Consider the following 22,435-nt stretch of genomic DNA (forward strand, 5'->3'; position numbering starts at 1 on the left):
GCTCCGGTGGTCGCCGGACATCCGGCTGGCGTCCATGATAGTCAAAGGGCCGCGCCGCTGTCGCGGTTCAACTGCAGCGGTTTCGCGGCGGTGGCAGTTTCACGGCGGTAGCGGTGCCGCCCCTGTGGCGGCGCGCGGCGCGCCATCCGGCTTAGAATCGCGGTTTCGGATCACCCCCCCCCATTTCCGCGCCATGCGCCTGCGCCACATCGAGATATTCGAAGCGATCCGCCGCACCGGATCCCTGACCGAAGCCGCCGCCGCGCTGCACATTTCCCAGCCTGCCGCGAGCAAACTGCTGGCGCATGCCGAAAGCCAGCTGGGCTTCAAGCTGTTCGACCGTGTGAAGGGCCGGCTGGTCGCCACGCGCGAGGCCGAGATCCTCACCCCCGAGATCGCGCGCCTGAGCCAGGATCTGAACAGCGTGCGCAGGCTGGCGACCAACCTGCGCGACCGGCCCCACGGCCATCTGCGGCTGGGCTGCGCGCCGGCGTTGGGACTGGGTCTGTTGCCCGGCGTTGTGCGCGACAGCCGCAACGCGCAACCCGGCATCACCTTCGACATCCACACGCACCACAGCGCCGAACTCGTGCAAGGGCTGCTGACGCGGGAGCTCGATCTGGCGATCACGTTCGACACGAACGATTATCCCGGCCTGACGCGCATGGGGCTGGGGCACACGGAACTCGTGCACCTGAGCCGCAAGCCCGGGAATGGGCCGCTAAGACTGTCGGAATTGTCTGAAACCGCGGACGCCACAGCATCCGGCGACACGCTCATCGTGCTGGACGCGGGCGACGCATCGGGCGCCCTGCTCCAACTGGCGCTGGACGCGCAGGGCCTGGCGCCGCAGGTCGCCATCCAGGTGCAGACCCATTACGTGGCCTGCGCGCTGGTCGATGCAGGCTGCGGCGACGCCATCGTTGACGCCATCACCGCGCGCGCCATGCTGCGTCCCGGCATGACCCTGCGCCGTCTGGAACCGGCGCTGCGCGTGCCGATCAGCATCATGACGCGCAACCAGGATCCGCTGTCGGCGTTGCACCGCGACCTGATCGAACGTCTGCGCACGGCGTGCGCCGCGCTGCTGGAAGGGCTGGACGCGCCCGTCTGACCAACCGCGCGCGGCCCGCAAAGCACAACGGGCGCCCGAAGGCGCCCGTTGCTGTGTCGATCGGGGCAACCCAGGCCGCCCCGCGCAGCATCAGTCCAGCTTGATGTTCTGCTTCTTCACGACGTCCTGGGCCCAGTTGAACTGTTCCTGGATTTCCTTGGCGAACTCTTCCGGCGTGTTGCCCGACGGCGCCGAGCCTTGCTCGTCCAGCGCCTTGATGACCTTCGGGTCCTTCAGGGCCACGACGGCGGCGTCACGCAGCTTGTTCACGACTTCCATCGGCGTGCCCTTGGGCGCCAGCAGGCCATACCAGACGGGCTGGTTCAGCACCGGGAAGCCGGCGTCCTTGAAGGTCGGCACGCCCTTCATCGTGCCGATCTGCTCGGGCCACGCGATGGCCATGGCGTTCAGCTTGCCGGCCTGGATCTGCGGCATCGAGGACGGCAGGTTGTCGAACAGGATTTCGATCTGGCCGCCGACGGCGTCAGCCAGCGCCGGGCCCGAACCCTTGTAGGGCACGTGCACGATGTCGGTGCCGGTGGCCATCTTGAACGACTCGCCCATCAGGTGCAGCACGCCGCAGGTGCCCGAGCTGCCGTACGAATACTTGCCCGGGTTCTTCTTCAGCTCTTCGATGAAGCCCTTGAAGTCCTTGGCGGGGAACTTGGGGTTCACGGCCACGACGTTGGCGGTGTTGGCGAAGTTGGTGACCGGCTGGAAGTCCTTGATCGGATCGTACGGCAGGTCCTTCGGACGGCAGGCGGGGTTCACAGCCATCGTGGAGACGGTGGCGATGGACAGCGTGTAGCCGTCGGCCGGTGCGCGCGCGGCTTCGGCCGCACCGATGGCGCCGCCGGCGCCGCCCTTGTTTTCAACGACCATCGGCTGGCCGAGTTCCTGGCTCATGCGCTGCGTCACGAGGCGCGCAATGATGTCCGTGGAACCGCCAGGCGCGAACGGAACGATCACGCGGATGGCCTTGCTGGGGTACTTGTCTGCGGCGTGCGCGACCGAAACGCCCAACGTGCCGGCAGCACCGGTAGCAAGGGCGATGGCCACTGCCAGGGAGCGGACCTTATTCATAGTTGTGTTTCCTCCAAGATTGCGAGCCCGTGTGTAGACGGACCGTTGTGTGTTGTGCCCGCCTGTAGACGGACCAGCAGATAACGGTGCGGGCGCATTGCTTGTGCGCAGCGTGTCTACGCCGCATTTATAGGTTGCTTGTGGCACACGCGCCCGCCAGAATGACGGAGAATAGCAGCAAATGCTTACACCCGCATAGCGCGCCCGACGCCGCCCGGCGCCAGACGAAAAACCACTCCCTCATGTCTGTTGCACTCCTGGTTCTCCCCGATTTCATGCTGGTCGCGCTGGGTTGGGCGCTACGTCACAAACTGGGTTTCTCACGCGAGTTCTTCGCCGGCACGGAACGTCTCGTCTACTTCGTGCTGTTCCCCGCGCTGCTGTTCCAATCGATCCTGCGCACGCCCATCACGGCGGGCAACGCGGCGCTGCTGCTGCAGGCCACCGCGTCGGTCATTGCCGCCGGCGTCGCGATGGCGTGGCTGGCGGGCCTGGCGCTGCGGCCCTCGTCGCTGGGTCTCGCCTCCTCCGCGCAATGCGGGTACCGCTTCAACACCTACATTGGTCTGGCGCTGTCGGCCAGCCTGGCGGGCGCGCCGGGCCAGACCGTCATGGCGCTGATCGTCGGCTTTGCAGTGCCCATGGCCAACGTCGCCGCCGTATATGGCCTGGCGCGCCACAGCGGCGGCAACCTGCTGCGCGAACTCGCGCGCAATCCGCTGGTGATTTCCACGCTGCTCGGCCTGGCCTGCAATCTGGCGGGACTGCAGCTTCCCGGCCCCGTCGACACAGTGTTCGGGCGCTTGGGCGCGGCGGCGCTTGCGCTGGGCATCATCTGCGTGGGCGCCAGCCTGGCGTGGGAAGGCGGCAAGGGTTATGGCTCTCTGATCGCGTGGATGCTGACGGTCAAGCTTGTCGCGCTGCCCGCGGTGGCGCTGCTGGTGGCGCACCTGCTCGACCTGCCCCCGCTCGAAGCGCGCATGTTGCTGCTGTTCGCGGCGCTGCCCACGGCATCCGCGGCGTATGTGCTGGCGATGCGCATGGGCGGAGACGGCCGCATGGTCGCCGTGCTGATCTCGCTGGGCACGTTGTTTTCAGCGGTCACGATCCCGATGTGGCTGCTCGTGGCGGGCCGCTAGCCCGCTCACAAGAAAAATGGCCGCCCTTTGCGGGGCGGCCATATTCACGGGACCGGCGGCGCGGGCCGGCGTATGACGATTACGACGGCTTGTGCGCGTTCGTCATCGAGCCCGGCACGACCCATTCGGCAAACTGCGCTTCGGTCACAAAGCCCAGCGCCAGCGCCGATTCCTTCAGCGACAGGCCTTCCTTGTGCGCCTTCTTGGCGATCTGCGCGGCCTTGTCGTAGCCGATGTGCGGATTCAGCGCGGTCACCAGCATCAGCGAACGGTCCACCAGTTCCGCGATGCGCTCGTGGTTGGGCTCGATGCCCGCGGCGCAATGCTGGTCGAAGCTGGCCATGCCGTCCGTGAGCAGACGCACCGATTGCAGGAAGTTGTGGATCACCAGCGGCTTGTAGACGTTCAGCTCGAAATTGCCGCTGGCGCCGCCGATGTTGATGGCCACGTCGTTGCCCATGACCTGCGCGGCCAGCATCGTGATGGCTTCGCACTGCGTCGGGTTGACCTTGCCCGGCATGATCGAGCTGCCCGGCTCGTTCTCGGGGATGCTGATCTCGCCCAGGCCCGAACGCGGACCGCTCGACAGCCAGCGCACGTCGTTGGCGATCTTCATGAGGCCCGCCGCCAGCGACTTCAGCGCGCCGTGCGCGAACAGCAGCGCTTCGTGCGACGCCAGCGCCTGGAACTTGTTGGGCGCCGAGACAAACGCCGTGCCGGTGGCATGGGCCAGTTCGGCCGACACCTTGGGGCTGAATTGCGGATGGGCGTTCAGGCCGGTGCCGACTGCCGTGCCGCCGATGGCCAGTTGGTGCAGCCCGGGCAGCGTGGCGCGGATCTGCTGCTCCGCCAGATCCAGCTGCGCCACGTAGCCGGACAGTTCCTGGCCCAGCGTCAGCGGCGTGGCGTCCTGCAGGTGGGTGCGGCCGATCTTGACGATGTCGTAGAACTTGGCGCTCTTGGCCGCCAGCGTGGCGCGCAGGGCCTTCAGCGACGGCAGCAGGCGGTGTTCAACTTCCACGGCGGCCGCCACGTGCATCGCGGTCGGGAAGGTGTCGTTCGACGATTGTCCGCGGTTGACGTGGTCGTTCGGGTGCACCTTGCGCTCTTCGCCGCGCACGCCGCCCAGCAATTCCGAGGCGCGGTTGGCCAGCACCTCGTTCATGTTCATGTTGCTTTGCGTGCCCGAACCGGTCTGCCAGACGGACAGCGGAAACTCGTTGGGCCACTTGCCCGCGACGACTTCATCAGCGGCGCGCATGATCGCATCGGCGATCTTGGGGTCCAGCTCGCCCAGGTCGGCATTGACCTTGGCCGCCGCGCGCTTGAGCCTTGCCATCGCATTGACCAGCGGCTCCGGCATCTTCTCGGTGGAAATCGCGAAGAAATGCAGGGAGCGCTGCGTCTGCGCGCCCCACAGGTGGTCTTCCGGCACCTCGATGGGGCCAAAGGTGTCTCTTTCGATGCGGGTCTTCATGGCGCGTACAACTCCGTGGCGGCGTCAGTCGCGTGCGGCGGAAGGCCGCATAGTCGCGACATTATTGAGAATAGCAATCGTTATAGGTTAGCAGAAACCCGCATTCCTATAATTGCTCCCATCTGTGCTCCGATCCTCGTTTTTTACCACTGCTCCCGCGCCATGTCCGCCCCCCTCGCCACCCTGACCCTGCACCTGCCCGACGAAGCTGCCACCGAGGCGCTGGCGCGCCAGCTCGCCCCGATGGTCACCGGCGCCAAAACCGGCCTGCCAGGCGCATGTATTCACCTTCGAGGGGACCTCGGGGCAGGAAAGACGGCCTTCTCCAGGGCATTGTTGCGGGAAAGCGGCATCACAGGCCGAATCAAGAGTCCAAGCTACGCGCTGCTTGAATCCTATAAAGTTTCTAACTTATACTTCTATCACCTTGATTTTTATAGATTTAGTGATTCGCGCGAATGGTTGGACGCAGGATTCCGGGATTTACTGCGTGACGAAGCAGTCGTTTTGATCGAATGGCCGGAGCGGGCGGAGGGTCTTTTGCCCCCGCCCGACCTGCTGATCTGCCTGGACTATGCAGGCGACGGACGTGACGCCAGCCTGACCGCGTACACCGCTCGAGGACAAACATGGTTGAACGCGATTGTCCCCCCGCCCCTGACGGCGCCCTCCCCTCGGCAGGCGCCACCCGCCGACGCCTGATCAGCGTCGCCGCCACCCTGCTCGTCCTGCCGGTCGTGCCAAGGCTGGCGCAGGCTGCAACGATCCTGGCTGTCCGGACCTGGCCGGCAGACGAATACACCCGGGTCACGCTGGAACTCGACAGCGAACTCAAGGCCGAACAATTCACCCTTGAAAATCCCCACCGCCTGGTGGTCGATATCGAGGGACTGACCCTCAGCGCGGCACTAAACGACCTGGTTTCAAAGGTCCGGCCCGACGACCCCTACATCCAGAGCCTGCGCGTGGCGCAGAACCGTCCGAACGTGGTGCGGCTGGTGTTCGACCTGAAGCAGCCCGTGGCGCCGCAGGTGTTCACGCTCAAGCCGGTGGCCGATTACCAGTACCGCCTGGTGCTCGACTTGTATCCCAAGATCGCGCAGGATCCGCTGATCGCGATCCTGAATAAGTCTAGTGGGCCCGACGTGGACGATCCGCTGGCGCGCATCCTTGAAGACATCCAGCGCAACCCGGTGACCCGCGCGGATCCGCCCGAGCCGCCGCGCGTGCGCGGCCAGCAGCCGGCGCCCGCCCTGCCCACCCCGCCCAAGCCCCCCGCCACCGCCAGCCGCGGCAAGCCGCGCATGCTGACCATCGCGCTGGATCCCGGGCACGGCGGCGAAGACCCGGGCGCCATCGGCAAATCCGGGCTGCGCGAAAAAGACGTGGTCCTGCGCATCGCACGGCGCCTGAAGGCGCTGATCGATAGCCAGCCCTACATGCGCGCCTACCTGACGCGCGACGACGATTACTTCGTGCCCCTGCACGTGCGCGTGCAAAAGGCGCGCCGCGTGCATGCGGACCTGTTCATCTCGATCCACGCGGACGCCTGGGTCAAGCCCTCGGCCAACGGCTCGTCGGTGTTTGCGCTGTCCCAGCGCGGCGCCACCAGCGCGCAGGCCCGTTGGATGGCCGACAAGGAAAACGCGGCCGACCTGATCGGCGGCGTCAACCTGGGCAGCCACGATCGCCAGGTCGCGAAAGTGCTGCTGGACCTGTCCACCACGGCCCAGATCAATGACTCGCTCAAGGTTGGCAACGCCTTCCTGGACGAGATCAAGAAGATCAACCGCCTGCACAAGAACAGCGTCGAGCAGGCCGGCTTTGCCGTGCTGAAGGCGCCGGACATCCCGTCGGTGCTGGTCGAAACCGCCTTCATCAGCAATCCGCAAGAAGAAGCGCTGCTGCGCAGCTCCTCGCACCAGGACAAGCTGGCGCAGGCCATGATGACCGGCATCCAGCGCTACTTCACGGCCAATCCGCCGCTGGCCCGTTTGGGCGATCTGAGCTAGCCGGGGTCGGCCCCGCGCTCGGACTCATTTCAGGGTCCACGAAAAAAGGCTATGCACCTTCCGGCGCATAGCCTTTTTGTTTGCGCTGCGCGGACGCTATTGCGTGCGGCGCGCGCGCACCAGCTTGAGGACACCGGCCCCCACTACCGGCACGACCGCCGCCGCCAGGCCCACCAACACGATGGTGTTCAGGTGATCGCGGATGATCGGGATGTTGCCAAAGAAGTAACCCGCCGCCACCAGGCTGATCACCCACAACAGCGCGCCCATGATGTTGAACAGCTGGAAGCGCGCCATCGACATCTCGGCCACGCCCGCCACGAAGGGCGCGAATGTGCGCACCACCGGAATGAAGCGCGACATCACGATCGTCTTGCCGCCGTGCTTTTCGTAGAACGCGTGCGTGCGCATCAGCGCGCCCCGGTCCAGAAAGCGCAGGTTCATCGAGAACACCCGCGGCCCGATGTAGCGGCCGATGGCGTAGTTCAGCGAGTTGCCGGTCACGGCGGCGACGATGAGCAACACCGACATCAAAACGGGGTCGATATGCCCTGTCGCACCAAAGGCCCCGGCGATGAACAGCAGCGAGTCGCCCGGCAGGAAGGGCAGCACGACAAGCCCCGTCTCCGCAAAGACGATGAGAAACAGCACCAGGTACACCCACACGCCGTACTGCTCGACCCAAAGGCCAAGCGTCTGGTCGATGTGAAGCACCATATTGAAAAACTCAAGCATTGAAGCGGCCCTGATATCCGAGTGGAATTTGTCAGCGACTATAGCCGACCGGGGCATGACGCTAAAATCGTCCGCACTGCTACATAAGATCTGGGCCTCATGACCGAACGTCGTTCCATCCTTGCGCTTCCCGACCTGCTGATCAGCCAGATCGCCGCTGGCGAGGTCATCGAGCGCCCCGCGTCCGTGCTCAAGGAAATCCTTGAAAACGCCATCGACGCGGGCGGGCGCGCCATCGAGGTCCGCCTCGAAGGCGGCGGCATCCGGCGTATCGCCGTCACGGACGATGGCGGCGGCATTCCGCCCGAGGAACTGCCCCTGGCGCTGGCCCGCCACGCCACCAGCAAGATCCGTTCGCTGAACGAGCTGGAATCGGTCGCTTCCATGGGGTTTCGCGGCGAAGCGCTGGCGTCCATTGCGTCGGTCGCCCAGGTATCCATCATTTCCCGCACCCGCGACGGCGATCACGCCTGGCAGATCGACGCGGGCAGCATGCAGGTCGGCCCCGCGTCCGGCCCGCCCGGCACCACGGTCGACGTGCGCCAGCTGTTCGACGCCGTGCCGGCCCGCCGCAAGTTCCTGCGCTCCGAAGCCACCGAATTCGGCCATTGCGTCGACGCCATGGAGCGCATCGCGCTGGCGCATCCGCAGATCGCCTTCCGCCTGTTCCACCACGACCGCGCACAGCGCCAATGGCTGCCGGCCGACCCGCCGCAGCGCATCCGCGACGTGCTGGGCGCCGAATTCGCCGAGCACGGCCTGCTGCTGTCGCATTCGGTCGGCACGGTCAGCTTGGCCGGCATGATTACCCGGCCGACCGCCGCCCGCGCCCGCGCCGACCGCCAATACCTCTACGTGAACGGCCGCTACGTGCGGGACCGCACCGTCAGCCACGCGCTGCGCTCGGCCTATGCCGACGTGCTGCACGGCGACCGTCAGCCCGCGTACGTGCTGTTCCTGGACATCGACCCCGCCGCCGTGGACGTGAACGTCCACCCGGCCAAGCACGAGGTCCGTTTCCGCGACAGCGGCGCCGTGCACCGCTTTGTCTCGCACGCGGTCAGCCAGACGCTGGCCCAGATGGGCGGCTCGTCGGCCGTGGCGCCTGCGGGGCACGCTGAAGACGCCGAATTTGAAACCGTGGCGCGCCCGGCGGGCGACGCGACCTCGACCGACTCCGCCGCACCGGCTTACCGGCCGGCCTCGCCGTCCACGACGGAATCTCCGCGCCCGGGCTACGGCGGCGTGAATGGCGGCTACGGCAGCACGATTGGCGGCAATGGCGGCTTGAACGGCGCCGCGGCTGGCGGCTCGAATGCCGGCGCTTACCCTGGCGCAAGCGGCGGCCCGGGCAACGGCGCCGCCTACGGCCTGCGCCCCTCTCCCGCCCCCCAGCGCCCGCACACCCAGGTCCCCTTCCGCCTGCACGCCGAACCGGCCGGGATCCCGGCCGCCGACTGGCAATCGCTCTATCGCCCGCTGACCGACGACACCACGGCCCGCACCGCGCCCCTGCGCGAACCGGCGCCCGCGTCCGCCGCGTTACCGGCCGACGAAGAACACCCGCTGGGCATGGCGGTGGCGCAGCTGCACGGCGTCTACATCCTGGCGCAGAACCGCCGCGGCATGGTGCTGGTGGACATGCACGCCGCGCACGAGCGCGTGGTCTACGAGCAGCTCAAGCAGGCCCTGGACGCGCGCAGCCTGCCGCGCCAGGACCTGCTGGTGCCCGTAGTGTTTCACGCGCAGGAAAAGGATGTGGCGCTGGTCGAGGAGTTCGAAGAACAGTTGAACGACCTGGGTTTCGAGATGCGCCCGTCAGGCCCCACGTCCATCGCCGTGCGGTCGGTGCCGGCCATCCTGGCGCGCGGCGACATCGAAACCCTGGCCCGCGCCGTGCTGCGCGACCTGGGCGCCGTCGGCGTGTCGCGACTGCTCACCGAACAGCGCAACGAACTGCTCTCGACCATGGCCTGCCACGGGTCCGTGCGCGCCAACCGCAAGCTCACGCTTGAAGAGATGAACGGCTTGCTGCGCCAGATGGAAACCACGGAACGGGCCGACCAGTGCAATCACGGGCGGCCCACCTGGGTGCAGTGGTCCATGTCGGACCTGGACAAGCTCTTTCTGCGCGGACAATAGCTTGTCGTCTTCCCAATCTCCCGCATCGCTCCCGGTCATCTGCCTTGCCGGCCCCACCGCGGCCGGCAAGAGCGCGTCCACGCTGGCGCTCGCCGAACGCTGGCCGCTCGAAATCGTCAACGTGGATTCGGCCACGATCTACCGCGGCATGGACATCGGCACGGCCAAGCCGTCTGCAGAAGAGCAGGCCCGCGTGCCGCAGCACCTGCTGGACATCCTGGATCCTGCCCAGTCGTATTCGGCCGCGGAATTCCGCGCCGATGCGCTGCGCCTGATCGGGGAGATTCGCGCGCGCGGCCGCATTCCGCTATTGGCGGGCGGCACGATGATGTACTACAAGGCGCTGCGCGACGGCCTGGACGATCTGCCGCAGGCCGATCCTGCCCTGCGCGCCGAACTGGAAGCGCGCGCCGCCCGCCTGGGCTGGCCCGCCCTGCATGCCGAGCTGGCGGTGCTGGACCCCATCACCGCCGCGCGCCTCGCGCCCAACGACAGCCAGCGCATCCAGCGCGCTCTGGAAATCTGCCAGTTGTCCGGCCAGCCGATGTCGGCGCTGCTGCAGCGGGCCGAGCGCAAGCCGGACGACGGCGCCAACCGGTATCTGACCATCAGCCTGGAACCTTCGGACCGCGCCGCGCTGCACGCGCGCATCGAACAGCGCTTTGACGCCATGCTGCGGCAAGGCCTGCTTGACGAGGTGCGCGGCCTGCACGCCCGCGCCGACCTGCATCCCGGCCTGCCGTCGGTGCGGTGCGTGGGCTACCGGCAGATGTGGGCGCACCTGGACGGCGAGATCGACCTGGATACCGCCCGCGAACAGGGCATCGCGGCGACGCGGCAACTGGCCAAGCGCCAGATCACCTGGCTGCGCGCCCAGCCTGAGCGCCTGATCGTGGACTGCCTGGCCGCCGACGCCGTCGCGCAGACGATCGACGCCGTGGCAGTGGCGCTGGCGGATTGACGGGCGGCAACACTTCCTGATTCGAGGGTGTCTCTCGAAGGTGTCTGACACCCCCTGAGTCAGCATCGCAGGATGAAGTCGGTCTCGTTGGGGTGTCAGACGCCTTCGAGAGCGTGGCGCCCAGGCGACCGCTCGCGCCACAAAAAAAATGACCGCCATCACGGCGGTCATTTCATTTCAGCGCTATCGCCGCGGCATCACACCACGAAGGTCTGCGCCATGCCGGCTTCCTGGGGAACGATCTCGCCCAGCTTGCTGACCGTCTCGCCCTGCTCGCGCAGCGTGGCGGCGATGGCGTCGGCCTGGGCCGGGTCCACCACCAGCACCATGCCGATGCCGCAGTTGAAAACGCGGTACATCTCGGTGTCTTCGACGCCGCCCTGCTCCTGCAGCCACTGGAACAACTTGGGCATTTCCCAGGCGTCGCGGTGCAGCTTGGCGGCCAGACCGTCCTGCAGGATGCGCGGCACGTTGTCCAGCAGGCCGCCGCCCGTGATGTGGGCCAGGCCCTTGATGTCGGTGCCGTGCTTGGCCAGCGCAGCCAGCACCTGCTTCACGTAGATGCGGGTCGGGGCCATGACCACGTCCACCATCTTCTGGCCGTGGAAATCGTCGTCCGGCTTGGCGCCGGCGCGTTCCAGGATCTTGCGCAGCAGCGAGTAGCCGTTGGAGTGCGCGCCGCTGGACGCCAGGCCCAGGACCACGTCACCCGCCTTGATGGACTTGCCGTCGATGATCTTGGACTTTTCCACCGCGCCCACCGCGAAGCCGGCCAGATCGTATTCGCCGTCCGGGTACATGCCCGGCATTTCGGCGGTTTCGCCGCCGATCAGCGCGCAGCCCGACAGTTCGCAGCCCTTGGCAATGCCGCCCACCACCGCCGCCGCCGTGTCCACCGACAGCTTGCCGCAGCCGAAGTAGTCCAGGAAGAACAGCGGCTCGGCGCCCTGCACCAGGATGTCGTTGACGCTCATGGCGACCAGGTCGATGCCGACCGTGTCGTGGCGGTTCCAGTCGAACGCGAGGCGCAGCTTGGTGCCCACGCCGTCGGTGCCGGAAACCAGCACCGGCTCCTTGTAGGTCTTGGGCACTTCGAACAGGCCGCCAAAGCCGCCGATACCGGCCAGCACCCCGGGACGCATGGTGCGCGCGGCAAGGGGTTTGATTCGGTCGACCAGGGCGTCGCCTGCGTCGATGTCGACACCGGCGTCGCGGTAGGTCAGGGGGGCTTTAGGTTGGTTCGTCATGAGAAATGCCGTGGGGTATGTAACAATTGCTGGGATTTTGGTGGAACGCCCTGCATTTTACGATGACGCGGGCACGGACAGGCGCGTAAGGCGCAAACCCACGCCAGGCCGTGCGTTCCGACGCGACATCAGCGCCCCAGGTGGTTTAAAGTGTAGGGTTGGCCGGTATTGATTTTGCCAGTTTCTACATGGCCCTTGCATCACCGATTTTTCTTGGCTTTTTTTCCTGGCTTTTTGTGGCGCCCCGAATTGGCTATTCCGGCGCCTTTGAAAATGGCTCTTCCGGCGCCCCTGAACATGGCTATTCCAGCGCCCCTGAAAAGCCCGATTGCTAACTCTCATGAACCGCCAGCTGCTGCTTGACGTTCTCCCCGCGCCAGCGCCATCGCTGAACAACTACATCGCCGGCCCCAACGGAGAAGCGGTGGCGGCCGTGCGTGCGCTCAAGCCCGGACGGGCCCTGTACATCTGGGGCGCCGCCGGCTGCGGCCGCACCCACCTCTTGCGCGCGCTGACCGCCCGCCCCGATGCCGTCTACGTCGACCCTGCCAACGGCGAGAACATGCTGCGCCGACTGGCCGAGGCCGATTCCAAATCGCCCATGCCCAAATTCGTGGCGGTCGACGACGTGCACCGCATGGACGACAGCCGCCAGGCCGCGCTGTTTGCGCTGTACAACCGGTGGCGGGAATCCGCGGCCACGCAGCGGGCGTTTGCGCTGGCGCTGGCCGGCGACCGCGCGCCGCTGTCGATGCCGCTGCGCGAAGACCTGCGCACGCGACTGGGCTGGGATCTGGTGTTCCGCCTGGATCCGCTGTCCGACGCCGACAAGCTGGCCGCGCTGTCCGCGCAGGCCGCCGAACGCGGGCTGCATCTGGCGCCCGAAATCATCAACTGGATGCTCACGCACCACGAACGCGACATCCGCAAGCTTGCCGCGTTGCTCGACGCGCTGGACCGTTATTCATTGGCCACCGGCCGCCCCATCACCCTCCCCCTGCTGCGCGCCATGCTCGCAGATCCTGATTCACAACGCACATGACCACCCGACGTCTCGCCCTGTTCGACCTGGATCACACCTTGCTGCCGCTCGACAGCGACTACCAATGGGCCGACTATCTGGCGCGCACAGGCCGCGCGGGCGATCCCGTCGAAGCCCGCCGCCTGAATGACGATCTGATGGACCGCTACAACCGCGGCGAACTCACGGCCGAACAGGCCGCCGAATTCATGCTGGGCCTGCTGGCTGCGCATTCGCCGTACGACCTGGCCGCCTGGCACGAAACCTTCATGGGCGAAGTCATCCGCCCGTCCATCACACCGGCTGCCCGCGACCTCGTCGACAGCCACCTCGAAGCCGGCGACCTCTGCGCCATCGTCACGGCCACCAACAGCTTCGTCACCGCCCCGATCGCCCGCGCCTTCGGCGTGCCCCACCTGGTCGCGACCGACGCCGAGTACCTGCGCGGCCGCTACACCGGCCGCATCCTGGGCACGCCCAGCTTCAAGGAAGGCAAGGTCGTGCGCGTCAACGACTGGCTCGCCGGCATGGGCCTGGGGGTTGCGGATTTCTCCGAATCGTTTTTCTATAGCGATTCGGTCAATGATGTGCCGCTGCTCGAAAAAGTGACCCGTCCAATTGCCGCTAACCCCAGCCCCACCCTGCGCGCCATCGCACAGGAACGCGGCTGGCAAGTGATCGACCTGTTCGACCACATGGAAGATTCGAAGTCCTAAATGATCACTGAAACCATAAGAAAATTCGTCGGCCGGCTCTTCGCGCCGACACCCAAGGGGCCGTTGCGCATCGCGCGCGACAAGCACGGCATCGATCGCCGCAACGTGTCGCGCCACGCCATCAAGGTGTGCGAGGTGCTGCGCCAGCACGGCTACGAAGCCTATATCGTGGGCGGCGCGGTGCGCGACCTGATCGTCGGACTGGAGCCCAAGGACTTCGACGTAGCCACCAACGCCACGCCCGAACAGATCCGCCCGTTGTTCCGCCGCGCGCGCATCATCGGCCGCCGCTTCCAGCTGGTGCACGTCGTGTTCGGCCAGGAGATCATCGAGACCTCCACCTTCCGCGCGCCCGCCTCGGAAGACCAGGAGACCGACGAGCACGGCCGCATCCTGCGCGACAACGTGTTCGGTTCGCAGGAAGAAGACGCCAAGCGCCGCGACTTCACCATGAATGCGCTGTACTACGACCCGCACAACGAAGAAGTCATCGACTACCACGACGGCGTGGCCGACCTGAAGAAGCGCCAGATCCGCATCATCGGCGACCCCGTCAAGCGCTACCGCGAAGACCCGGTCCGCATGCTGCGCGCGGTGCGCTTTGCCGCCAAGCTGAACGGCACGATCGACCCGGCCACGCGCCAGCCCATCAGCACAATGGCCGACCTCATCGAAAACGTGCCGGCCTCGCGCCTGTTCGACGAGATGCTCAAGCTGCTGACCTGCGGCCATGCCATGGACTGCCTGCGCCAGTTGCGCGCCGACGGCCTGCACAACGGCCTCTTGCCGCTGCTGGACGTCGTGCTTGAGCAACCCGGCGGCGAACACTTCGTGGAACTGGCGCTGGAACGCACCGATGCGCGCGTGCGCGCCGGCAAGACCATCAGCCCCAGCTTCCTCTTTGCCGCGCTGTTGTGGCAGCAGGTGGACGTGCGCTGGAAGCAGCTGCGCGCCCAGGGCGAGCACACCATCCCCGCGCTGTCGACGGCGGCGGACTCGGTGCTGGACGAACAGACCGAGAAGCTCGCCATCCAGCGCCGCTTCTCGTCCGACATGCGCGAAATCTGGTTCATGCAGCCGCGTTTCGAGCGCCGCATGGGCAAGACCATCTACCGCATGATCGAGCAGCCGCGCTTCCGCGCCGCCTGCGACTTCCTGCAGCTGCGCGCCGCCGCCGGCGAGTTCGACAGCGTGCTGGCGCAGTGGTGGATGGATCTGGCCAATGCCGACGACGACACCCGCGCCGAGATGATCGAGGAAATCTCGCGGCAGCCGCGCGAAGCCTCCGATGCGGCCACGGGCACGGCCTCGCCCGCGCGCCGGCGCCGCCGTCCGCGCCGCAGCGGACCGCGCAGCGCGCCCGCCGGCGAGTAACCCATGCCGCAGCCGTCCGTGCGCGCCTACGTCGGCCTGGGCGCCAACCTGGGCGACAGCGCGGCCACCCTGCGCCAGGTCCTGGCGCAGTTGCAGGCCACCCCGGGCATCACCGGGGTAACGGCTTCGCCGTTCTACCGCAGCGCGCCGGTGGAGGCCACCGGCCCCGACTTCATCAACGCCGTGGCGGCTGTGGACACCGTCCTCGCGCCGCTGGCATTGCTGGACGTCCTGCAGGCGCTTGAAAACGAACACGGCCGCCTGCGCCCCTACCGCAATGCCCCCCGCACCCTCGATCTGGATCTGCTGCTGCACGGCGATACGCGGCTGGATGACGCGCGGCTGATCCTGCCGCATCCCCGCCTGCATCTGCGCGCCTTCGTGCTGCTGCCGCTGCGCGATCTTGCGCCCGGCCTGTCCGTGCAAGGACGGCCGCTTGACGCGTGGATCGACGCGATCCACGATCAGCCGATCGAACGAATCGCGCCCTGAGCGCAGGATCAGCAGCGCGGCACAATGCGCGCCCGCGCAATCGCGCGGCACATTGCGCAGAACATTACGCAGCACGTGACGACACATAAGGCGAAACATAGCGCGACACATGGCGCGCCGCGTACCAGCCGTCACGCCTTCGGCGTAAACGCCATCATCGCCCGCTCGACGTCTTCCACGCCCGGCAGCCCCGCCTCGTTCCCCAGATGCTGGATCTTGTGCGCGGAGGCCGCCCGCGCAAACGTGAAATGCTCGATCCACGGTTGTTCCGGCCGTGTCAGGTAAGACCACACATACGCGCCGTGAAACACGTCGCCCGCGCCCGACGTGTCGATGATGCGCGCAGCCGGCACGTCAAGCGACGGCAGCGTGTCGACGCGCCCCGTCTCGTCGTACCACAGCATGCCGCGCTCGCCGAGCGTCACCGCGCCGATGCGGCAGCCGCGCGCCTTCAGCAGATCCAGCAGCCGTTCCGGAGACAGACCTAGCTGCTCGCACATGCGCTCGGCGCACACGGCCACGTCGATATGGCGCAGCAGTTCGTCGGTGTTCTCGCGCATGCCGCCCCCGTCCAGCGAAGTCAGCACGCCGGCCTGGCGGCAGGCGCGCGCGTAATGCAGCGCGGCGTCGGGCTGATGGCCGTCCAGATGCAGGGCGCGATAGCCACCGATGTCCAGCCGGGGGAAGTCGTTCAGGTAGCCCGCGTCGCGCGCGCGGACGATGGCGCGCTTGCCGTGGTTGGGCATGATGAACGACAGCGAGGAGCGCCGTACCTGGCGCGCGTGCAGCGTGACGCCATGCGCGGCCGCCATGTCCGAGTACATGTGGCCGAGCCAGTCGGGCGCCAGCGAGCAGATCAGATCGGGCGGCAACCCCAGCCGCGCGCAGGCAAACGCCGCCGTCACCGCATTGCCGCCGAACGAGACCGCGTAGTCGCGCGCCACGCTTTTCTGGTCGCCCGTGGGCCATTCGTCGGCCAGCACGGTGACGTCGATGTAGGTATGTCCGATGAAAAGCGCCTCGCCCATGGGCTCGCCTTGTCAGGTTGTATGCGCGGGGCGCCTCGGCGCAGGGTCTGGACGAGGCGCCGGCGCGGGATTCAGCCGCGCGCGGATTCGCCCGCCTGCGCCAGCACCAGTCGCGCTCGTGCGATGACAGGTGCGTCGACCATCTTGCCATCCAGCATGAACGTGCCCGCGGCCGTGTCGCGATGCGCGGCGATGACCCGCCGCGCCCAGTCGAGTTCCTGCTGGTCCGGCACGAAGGCGGCGTGGATGACGGGGACTTGCGTGGGATGGATGCACAGCATGCCGCCAAAGCCCATCTGCTGCGCACGGCCGGCTGCCGCGGCCAGTCCGGCCTGATCCTGCACACCGGGAAAGACGCCATCCAACGCAGGCGCCAGGCCCGCGGCACGGGTGTGCAGCAGCACCTGCACCCGGGCGTGGTCCAGCACGGTTTTGGCGCCCGGCGTGTCGGGCGTCAGGCCCAGGTCCAGGCCGTAATCCAGACTGCCGAACGCCAGCCGCGCGACACCAGGGGTGGCGGCGATCTCGCCGGCATTGAGAATGCCCTGCGCGGTTTCAAGAATGGGAATCACGGGACAGCCGGTCTGGGCTGCGTGCCGCACCTGCATCATGCTTTCGGCCTTGGGCAGCAGGATGCCTGCCACGCCGGCCCTGCCGCGGCAGGCCTTGAGATCGTCGTCGTGCCAGGACGTGGAGGCGTCGTTGATGCGCACCCAGAGCCGGGCCTCGCGATTCAAGCCCAGGAAATCGCACAGGGCTTCTCGGGCCGACGCCTTGGCCAAGTGCTCCACGGCGTCTTCCAGGTCCACGATGACGGCGTCCGCGCCCGCAGCCAGCGCTTTGGGGATGCGTTCGGGCCGCGAGGCCGGCACAAACAGGGCGCTACGAACGACGGGATGCGTCACACAACCTCCGAGGCATGGAACTGCGCCACCTGATCCGGCGCGTATCCCAGAGATGCTAGCACCGCATCGGTGTTTTGGCCCACTGCGGGCACGGGCCCCATGTGCGCCGTGAACGCGTTGCTGGTGGCGGGCGGCAGCAGCGCCGGCAGCATGCCGGCGGGGCTATCGACCTCGCTCCAGCGCTGGCGCGCCTGCAATTGCGGATGCGCCCACACGCCGGCCATGTCGTTGACGCGCGCATTGGCGATCTGCGCGTCTTCCAGGCGCTGCGTCACCTGCTCGATGGACAGGTCGGCAAACGCGGCCACGATCAGCGCGCGCAGCGCGTCGCGGTTGGCGGTACGCAGCGAATTGGAGATGAAGCGCGGGTCTTCGGCCAGCTCGGCCTGCCGCAGCACCTGAGCGCAGAAGACGCGCCATTCGCGTTCGTTCTGCAGGCCCAGCATGATGGTCGAACCGCCGCCCACCGGGAACGGCCCGTACGGATAGATGGAGGCATGCGCCGCGCCCGCGCGCACGGGCGGCGCCGCGCCGTCAAAGGCGTAGTACATGGGGAAACCCATCCACTCGACCATGCTTTCCAGCATGGACACGTCCAGCCGGCTGCCCTGCCCCGTGCGCTGGCGCAGCAGCAGCGCGTTCAGGATGGCCGAATAGGCGTACATGCCCGCGGCGATATCCGCGATGGAACACCCCGCCTTGACCGGATCGTCCTTCGTGCCGGTGACCGACAGGAAGCCGCTTTCGCTCTGGATGAGGAGGTCGTAGGCCTTCTTGTCTTGGTAGGGGCCGCCCTCGCCGTAGCCCGAGATGTCGCAAACGATGAGGCGCGGGTATTTCTGGTGCAGCGCCTCGAACGACAGGCCCAGGCGCGCCGCGGCGCCGGGCGCCAGGTTCTGCACCAGCACGTCGGCCGATTCCAGCAGACGGTCCATGATGCCGCCGGCTTCGTCGCGCTTGAGGTCCAGCGTCAGGCTTTCCTTGGAGCGGTTGGTCCAGACGAAGTGCGAGGACAGGCCTCGCACGCGCTCGTCGTAGCCGCGGGCGAAGTCGCCGGTCCCGGGGCGTTCGATCTTGATGACGCGCGCGCCCATGTCCGCCAGTTGGCGGGTGCAGAAAGGCGCGGCGATGGCGTGTTCCAGGCTGACGACGGTGATGCCGTCCAGCGGGCGGGAGGCCTGCATGTTCATTCGGTGAACCTCAATTCGGCTTGATGGGCCAGCGTGCCGTCCTGCTCGGCCCAGAGCTGGGCGACGCCCGGCTCGGACAGGCGGCCGGCAACCTGGAAAGGCGCGGGGGAAATCAGCGGACGCAGGCCGCGGTAGGCGAGATGCGTGAGGCGGGCCTTGGGATGCGCCCGCGCAAAGGCGGCAACCATCTCGGTGGCGATGAGCGGGCCGTGGACCACCAGGCCGGGATAGCCTTCGACGCCGGTGACATAGGGATGGTCGTAGTGGATGCGATGGCCGTTGAAGGTGACGGCCGAATAGCGGAACAGCAACACCGACGTGGGATTGACCGTGTCGCGCCATTGCGCCTGCGGCGCCGGCTCGCTGCCGGTGAGCTTGGGCGGCGTGGGCTGGCGGTACACGATGTCCTGCTCTTCCAGGATGGCCACTTCGCCCGACTGCCGGTATTCATGCTGCACGGTCACGAACAGCAGGGAGCCGGTGCGGCCGGTCTTTTCCTTGACCTCGGCCACGGTGGACACGCGCTCGGCCGGCACGCCGACCTTGAGCGGCTGGCGGAATTCCACCCGGCCGCCCGCCCACATGCGGTTGCGGTCCTGCGCGGGCGGCAGGAAACCGCCGCGCGACGGGTGGCCATCCGTCCCCAACCCGTCCATGCCTACGGTGGAGATGAAGAATGCCCATTGCCACAGCGGCGGCAGGTCGTCGCCCTCGGCCGGCCCCGGACCGCCCAGGGTGGCGGCGATACGCGCGGCGTGGCCGGGATCCATGGCGTCCGCCTTGCGTTCGCCGCTGCCGATCCACGCGGCCGGATCTGTAGATGTCATGCCGAGTTCCTCTGGTGGTGTTTTTACAGCCTGAAGCATGCCCGCAAGCCGACGGGCGTGTGAATTCGTTTTTCCTCAAGGCGGGGTTTGCTGCGCCTGAATCGGCCATCCGCGCCGGCGGCGGCCGCCGTAATATATGGCCCATGCACTTCGACCTTGCCGACCTCCGACTGTTCATCCACATCGCCGAATCCCCCAGCCTGACGCAGGCAGCCAAGCGGGCGCATCTGTCCCTGGCCGCGGTCAGCGTGCGAATCAAGGCGCTGGAGAACCAGCTCAATTCCCGCCTGCTCTACCGCGACAGCCGCGGCGTGGAAATCACGCCTGCCGGGCAGAAACTGCTGCAGCATGCGCGCGTCATCATGCGGCAGGTGGATCACCTGAAACACGACTTCCAGGAACAGGCCGACGGCGACGCCGGCCACATCCGCATCTTTGCCAACACCACGGCCGTCACGGAATTCATGCCGGACATCCTGGCGCAATTCCTGTCGGGCCATCCGGGCGTCACGGTCGATCTGCAGGAACGCCTGACGCGCGACATCGTGCGCGGCGTGCTGGATGGCACCACCGACCTGGGCATCGTCGCGGGTCCGGTGGATGCACCCGAATTGCAGACCATCCACTTCAGCACCGACCGCCTGGTGCTGGTGGTGCCCAACGGCCATCCGTTGCAGGACCAGGACAAGGTCAAGCTGGTGGACGCCGTGCGCTATCCGTTCATCACCATGCACGAAGGCTCCACGCTCGTGGCCTTCCTGCGCGACCAGCTGGAACGCGTCGGCCAGCGCCTGCCGCAGCGCATCCAGCTCTACAGCTTCGACTCGATCTGCCGCATGGTGCAGGCGGGCGTGGGCGTCGGCGTCATTCCCGACTCGGCCGCGCGCCGCTACGGGGCAGACACCAAGCTGCAAGTTGTCGAGCTGGACGAGCCGTGGGTGGTGCGCGAGCGCAAGCTGCTGGTGCGCGACATCGACGCCCTGCCCGGCTGCGCGCGCGAACTCATCGACCAGATCCAGACGCCGCAAGCGCCCTGACGTTGCGCCGCGTCATTTGCCGGTGAACGCCGGCGGCCGCTTTTCCGCGAAGGCGCGCATGCCCTCCAGGTAATCGTCGGTGTAGCCCAGCTCGCGCTGCAGGCGGCATTCCAGATCGAACTGCTGCGCCAGCGTGTTGCCGCTGGACGCCTGCAAGGCCGCCTTGGTGGCCCCATAGGCGCGCGTGGGGCCGGCGGCCAGCGTGTCCGTCACCTGCTGGATCGTTTCCGCCAGCGCCGCGTCGGGCACCACCCGCCAGATCAGACCCCAGGCCTCCGCCTGCGCGGCCGACACCGATTCCCCGAACAGCGCCGCGCCCATCGCGCGCGCCGACCCGACCAGGCGCGGCAGGAACCACGTTCCGCCCGCATCGGGCAACAGGCCGATCTTGCTGAACGCCTGCACGAAGCGCGCCGACTCCACCGCAAACACCACGTCACACGCCAGCACCAGACTGGCGCCCGCGCCTGCCGCCACGCCGTTCATGATGCACACCACCGGCACCGGCAACGCGCGCAGGCGGTTGATGAGCGGGCGATAGCACTTTTCCAGCATCAGGCTCAGATCGCGGCGCGAGCCGTCTTCGGCAGGCTTGCGTTCGCCCAGGTCCTGGCCGGCGCAAAATCCGCGGCCCGCGCCGGTGATCACGAGGCCGCGCAGGTTTTCATGCCCTTCCAGCAGGTCCAGCGCGCGCGACAGCTCGCCGTGCATGACCTCGGTGAAGCTGTTCATGCGCTCAGGACGGTTCAGCGTAATGACACCCACACCGCGGTCCAGCGTGAACTGGATCTGAGTAAAAGCCGGTACGTGCGCGCTCATGCCAACTCCTCCAGCACGGCCAGCTGCTCGGCCGTATCGCCCATCAATTGATCCACGACGGTCAGGCGCTTGAAATAATCGCCGACCTCCAGTTCGTCCGTCATGCCCATGCCGCCGTGCAACTGCACGGCCAGCTGCGCGACCAGACGGCCGGCGCGCGCGGCTTCCAGCTTGGCCGACGCGATCATGCGGCGCCGCTGCGCCGCGTCGGATTCGGTCAACGCCGCCACCGCCACATAGGCCATGGACAGCGCGAGCTCCTTGGCCACCAGCATCTCGGCCATCCGGTGCTGCAGCGCCTGGAACGACGCCAGCGGCTGGCCGAACTGCTTGCGGGTCTTCAGGTATTCCACCGTGATTTGCAGCAGCCGCTCCATGGCGCCGGCCGCGTGCGCGCACAGCGCGGCCGTGCCCCATTGCAACGCCTGCGCCAGCGCATCGTCGGCCGCAGCGCCTTCTGCGAGCAGCGCCTCCGCGGGCAGCGTCACCGCATCGAAGTCCAGCCGCGCGCAGCGCGCGCCATCCAGCGTGGGCGTGTCCGTCACGCGCACGCCGGCCGCATCGGCCGGCACCGCCAACAGGACGGTCTGACCGTCACCACCGCGCGCGCTGACGAACCACGCATCGGCGGCCGCGCCGTGCCAGACCAGGTGTTTGGCGCCGTCCAGCCGCCAGCCTTCGGCGGTCTGCGCAGCACGGCAGTCCTGCGGATCAGCCGCATATCGCCGGCCGGGCTCCTGCCACGCCACGCTGACGATGGCCTCGCCCGAGGCAATGGCCGGCAGCCAGCGGCCGCGTGCCGCCTCGCCGCAGCCGTCCGCCAACGCCGCGCCCATCACCGCGCTCGGGATGACCGGCTCGGACACCAGCCCGCGCCCCAGCTCGACATGCACCGGCAGCAGGCTGGCCGGCACCTCGCCAAAGCCGCCGTGGTCCTGCGAAATGGTCAGGCCCAGCACGCCCAGTTCTGCCAGTGCATTCCAGGCCTGCCGGTCCAGCGTACCCGCGGCCTGGCGGGCGCGCCGCTGGGGAAAGGGCCATGCCTGGTCCACCAGGCGGCGCAGGCTGTCGGCCAGCATGCGCTGTTCTTCCGTGTAGATGAAATCCATGCGTCGT

General features: G+C 67.5%; 21 protein-coding genes. 11 read left to right on the plus strand and 10 right to left on the minus strand.

Annotation, left to right across the window (positions count from 1 at the left end; translation table 11 throughout):
- The first annotated feature begins 193 nt into the window (after window positions 1–193).
- On the plus strand, window positions 194–1,114 hold the full coding sequence (locus AC6CIE_RS27540) for a LysR family transcriptional regulator (RefSeq protein ID WP_218344953.1): 921 nt from the start codon (window positions 194–196) through the stop codon (window positions 1,112–1,114).
- 90 nt (window positions 1,115–1,204) lie between these two features.
- On the opposite strand, the gene AC6CIE_RS27545 is transcribed toward AC6CIE_RS27540, so the two are convergent.
- Window positions 1,205–2,197: a tripartite tricarboxylate transporter substrate binding protein BugE gene (locus AC6CIE_RS27545; RefSeq protein ID WP_218344954.1), complete on the minus strand. Its 993-nt coding sequence runs from the start codon at window positions 2,195–2,197 to the stop codon at window positions 1,205–1,207.
- 242 nt (window positions 2,198–2,439) lie between these two features.
- On the opposite strand from AC6CIE_RS27545, the gene AC6CIE_RS27550 reads away from it, so the two are divergent.
- A complete protein-coding gene (locus tag AC6CIE_RS27550; protein WP_498094939.1) occupies window positions 2,440–3,336 on the plus strand; it encodes an AEC family transporter in 897 nt (298 codons plus the stop codon).
- A 79-nt stretch (window positions 3,337–3,415) separates the two neighbouring features.
- Here the strand turns inward: AC6CIE_RS27550 and fumC are convergent, their stop codons facing one another.
- A complete protein-coding gene (fumC, locus tag AC6CIE_RS27555) occupies window positions 3,416–4,813 on the minus strand; it encodes a class II fumarate hydratase (RefSeq protein WP_498094941.1) in 1,398 nt (465 codons plus the stop codon).
- 162 nt (window positions 4,814–4,975) lie between these two features.
- Between fumC and tsaE the strand changes: the two genes are divergently transcribed.
- Together tsaE and AC6CIE_RS27565 are read left to right on the plus strand one after the other, a co-directional pair.
- Window positions 4,976–5,515 (plus strand): tRNA (adenosine(37)-N6)-threonylcarbamoyltransferase complex ATPase subunit type 1 TsaE, encoded by a 540-nt coding sequence (tsaE, locus tag AC6CIE_RS27560; RefSeq protein WP_175123264.1) that lies wholly within the window; start codon window positions 4,976–4,978, stop codon window positions 5,513–5,515.
- Window positions 5,443–6,825: an N-acetylmuramoyl-L-alanine amidase gene (locus AC6CIE_RS27565; RefSeq protein ID WP_175138848.1), complete on the plus strand. Its 1,383-nt coding sequence runs from the start codon at window positions 5,443–5,445 to the stop codon at window positions 6,823–6,825. The genes tsaE and AC6CIE_RS27565 overlap by 73 nt, the downstream gene beginning before the upstream one ends.
- A gap of 96 nt (window positions 6,826–6,921) precedes the next feature.
- On the opposite strand, the gene AC6CIE_RS27570 is transcribed toward AC6CIE_RS27565, so the two are convergent.
- Window positions 6,922–7,560 (minus strand): VTT domain-containing protein, encoded by a 639-nt coding sequence (locus AC6CIE_RS27570; RefSeq protein WP_175123266.1) that lies wholly within the window; start codon window positions 7,558–7,560, stop codon window positions 6,922–6,924.
- Window positions 7,561–7,659: 99 nt separating this feature from the next.
- Between AC6CIE_RS27570 and mutL the strand changes: the two genes are divergently transcribed.
- Both mutL and miaA read left to right on the plus strand, forming a co-directional pair.
- Entirely contained in the window at window positions 7,660–9,702 is a 2,043-nt protein-coding gene (mutL, locus tag AC6CIE_RS27575) for a DNA mismatch repair endonuclease MutL (RefSeq protein WP_367351490.1), read from the plus strand.
- Between the two features lies 1 nt (window position 9,703).
- Window positions 9,704–10,663 (plus strand): tRNA (adenosine(37)-N6)-dimethylallyltransferase MiaA, encoded by a 960-nt coding sequence (gene miaA, locus AC6CIE_RS27580; RefSeq protein ID WP_498094943.1) that lies wholly within the window; start codon window positions 9,704–9,706, stop codon window positions 10,661–10,663.
- Between the two features lie 197 nt (window positions 10,664–10,860).
- Here miaA and purM read toward each other — a convergent pair whose 3' ends face one another.
- The gene (purM, locus tag AC6CIE_RS27585) at window positions 10,861–11,910 is read right to left on the minus strand and encodes a phosphoribosylformylglycinamidine cyclo-ligase (protein WP_056320991.1); all 1,050 of its coding nucleotides are present in this window, start codon (window positions 11,908–11,910) and stop codon (window positions 10,861–10,863) included.
- A gap of 340 nt (window positions 11,911–12,250) precedes the next feature.
- On the opposite strand from purM, the gene hda reads away from it, so the two are divergent.
- The 4 genes from hda to AC6CIE_RS27605 are packed head-to-tail and all read left to right on the plus strand — an operon-like array spanning window position 12,251 to window position 15,513.
- Window positions 12,251–12,952, plus strand: coding sequence for a DnaA regulatory inactivator Hda (hda, locus tag AC6CIE_RS27590; protein ID WP_105237474.1), 702 nt, complete (start codon window positions 12,251–12,253; stop codon window positions 12,950–12,952).
- Window positions 12,949–13,647, plus strand: a complete 699-nt coding sequence (locus AC6CIE_RS27595; RefSeq protein ID WP_175123270.1) for an HAD family hydrolase — start codon at window positions 12,949–12,951, stop codon at window positions 13,645–13,647. Before hda ends, AC6CIE_RS27595 begins: the two co-directional genes overlap by 4 nt.
- The gene (gene pcnB / locus AC6CIE_RS27600) at window positions 13,648–15,021 is read left to right on the plus strand and encodes a polynucleotide adenylyltransferase PcnB (protein ID WP_175138851.1); all 1,374 of its coding nucleotides are present in this window, start codon (window positions 13,648–13,650) and stop codon (window positions 15,019–15,021) included.
- Between the two features lie 3 nt (window positions 15,022–15,024).
- A complete protein-coding gene (locus tag AC6CIE_RS27605) occupies window positions 15,025–15,513 on the plus strand; it encodes a 2-amino-4-hydroxy-6-hydroxymethyldihydropteridine diphosphokinase (RefSeq protein ID WP_481146355.1) in 489 nt (162 codons plus the stop codon).
- 131 nt (window positions 15,514–15,644) lie between these two features.
- On the opposite strand, the gene AC6CIE_RS27610 is transcribed toward AC6CIE_RS27605, so the two are convergent.
- The 4 genes from AC6CIE_RS27610 to AC6CIE_RS27625 form a co-directional block, all read right to left on the minus strand.
- A complete protein-coding gene (locus tag AC6CIE_RS27610; RefSeq protein WP_498094945.1) occupies window positions 15,645–16,541 on the minus strand; it encodes a sugar kinase in 897 nt (298 codons plus the stop codon).
- Between the two features lie 71 nt (window positions 16,542–16,612).
- On the minus strand, window positions 16,613–17,446 hold the full coding sequence (locus AC6CIE_RS27615) for an HpcH/HpaI aldolase/citrate lyase family protein (RefSeq protein ID WP_452004217.1): 834 nt from the start codon (window positions 17,444–17,446) through the stop codon (window positions 16,613–16,615).
- A complete protein-coding gene (locus AC6CIE_RS27620) occupies window positions 17,443–18,636 on the minus strand; it encodes a CaiB/BaiF CoA transferase family protein (RefSeq protein ID WP_175185927.1) in 1,194 nt (397 codons plus the stop codon). Before AC6CIE_RS27620 ends, AC6CIE_RS27615 begins: the two co-directional genes overlap by 4 nt.
- Entirely contained in the window at window positions 18,633–19,463 is an 831-nt protein-coding gene (locus AC6CIE_RS27625; protein ID WP_498094947.1) for an HTD2 family dehydratase, read from the minus strand. Before AC6CIE_RS27625 ends, AC6CIE_RS27620 begins: the two co-directional genes overlap by 4 nt.
- Window positions 19,464–19,606: 143 nt before the next feature.
- On the opposite strand from AC6CIE_RS27625, the gene AC6CIE_RS27630 reads away from it, so the two are divergent.
- Window positions 19,607–20,500 (plus strand): LysR family transcriptional regulator, encoded by an 894-nt coding sequence (locus AC6CIE_RS27630; RefSeq protein WP_367353516.1) that lies wholly within the window; start codon window positions 19,607–19,609, stop codon window positions 20,498–20,500.
- A 12-nt stretch (window positions 20,501–20,512) separates the two neighbouring features.
- Here the strand turns inward: AC6CIE_RS27630 and paaG are convergent, their stop codons facing one another.
- Window positions 20,513–21,319: a 2-(1,2-epoxy-1,2-dihydrophenyl)acetyl-CoA isomerase PaaG gene (gene paaG / locus AC6CIE_RS27635; RefSeq protein WP_286900358.1), complete on the minus strand. Its 807-nt coding sequence runs from the start codon at window positions 21,317–21,319 to the stop codon at window positions 20,513–20,515.
- Complete coding sequence (locus AC6CIE_RS27640; protein ID WP_498094949.1) at window positions 21,316–22,428, minus strand: acyl-CoA dehydrogenase family protein; 1,113 nt, start codon at window positions 22,426–22,428, stop codon at window positions 21,316–21,318. Before AC6CIE_RS27640 ends, paaG begins: the two co-directional genes overlap by 4 nt.
- Between the last annotated feature and the right edge of the window lie 7 nt (window positions 22,429–22,435).

This window comes from Achromobacter sp. GQ309 (genome assembly GCF_059759315.1).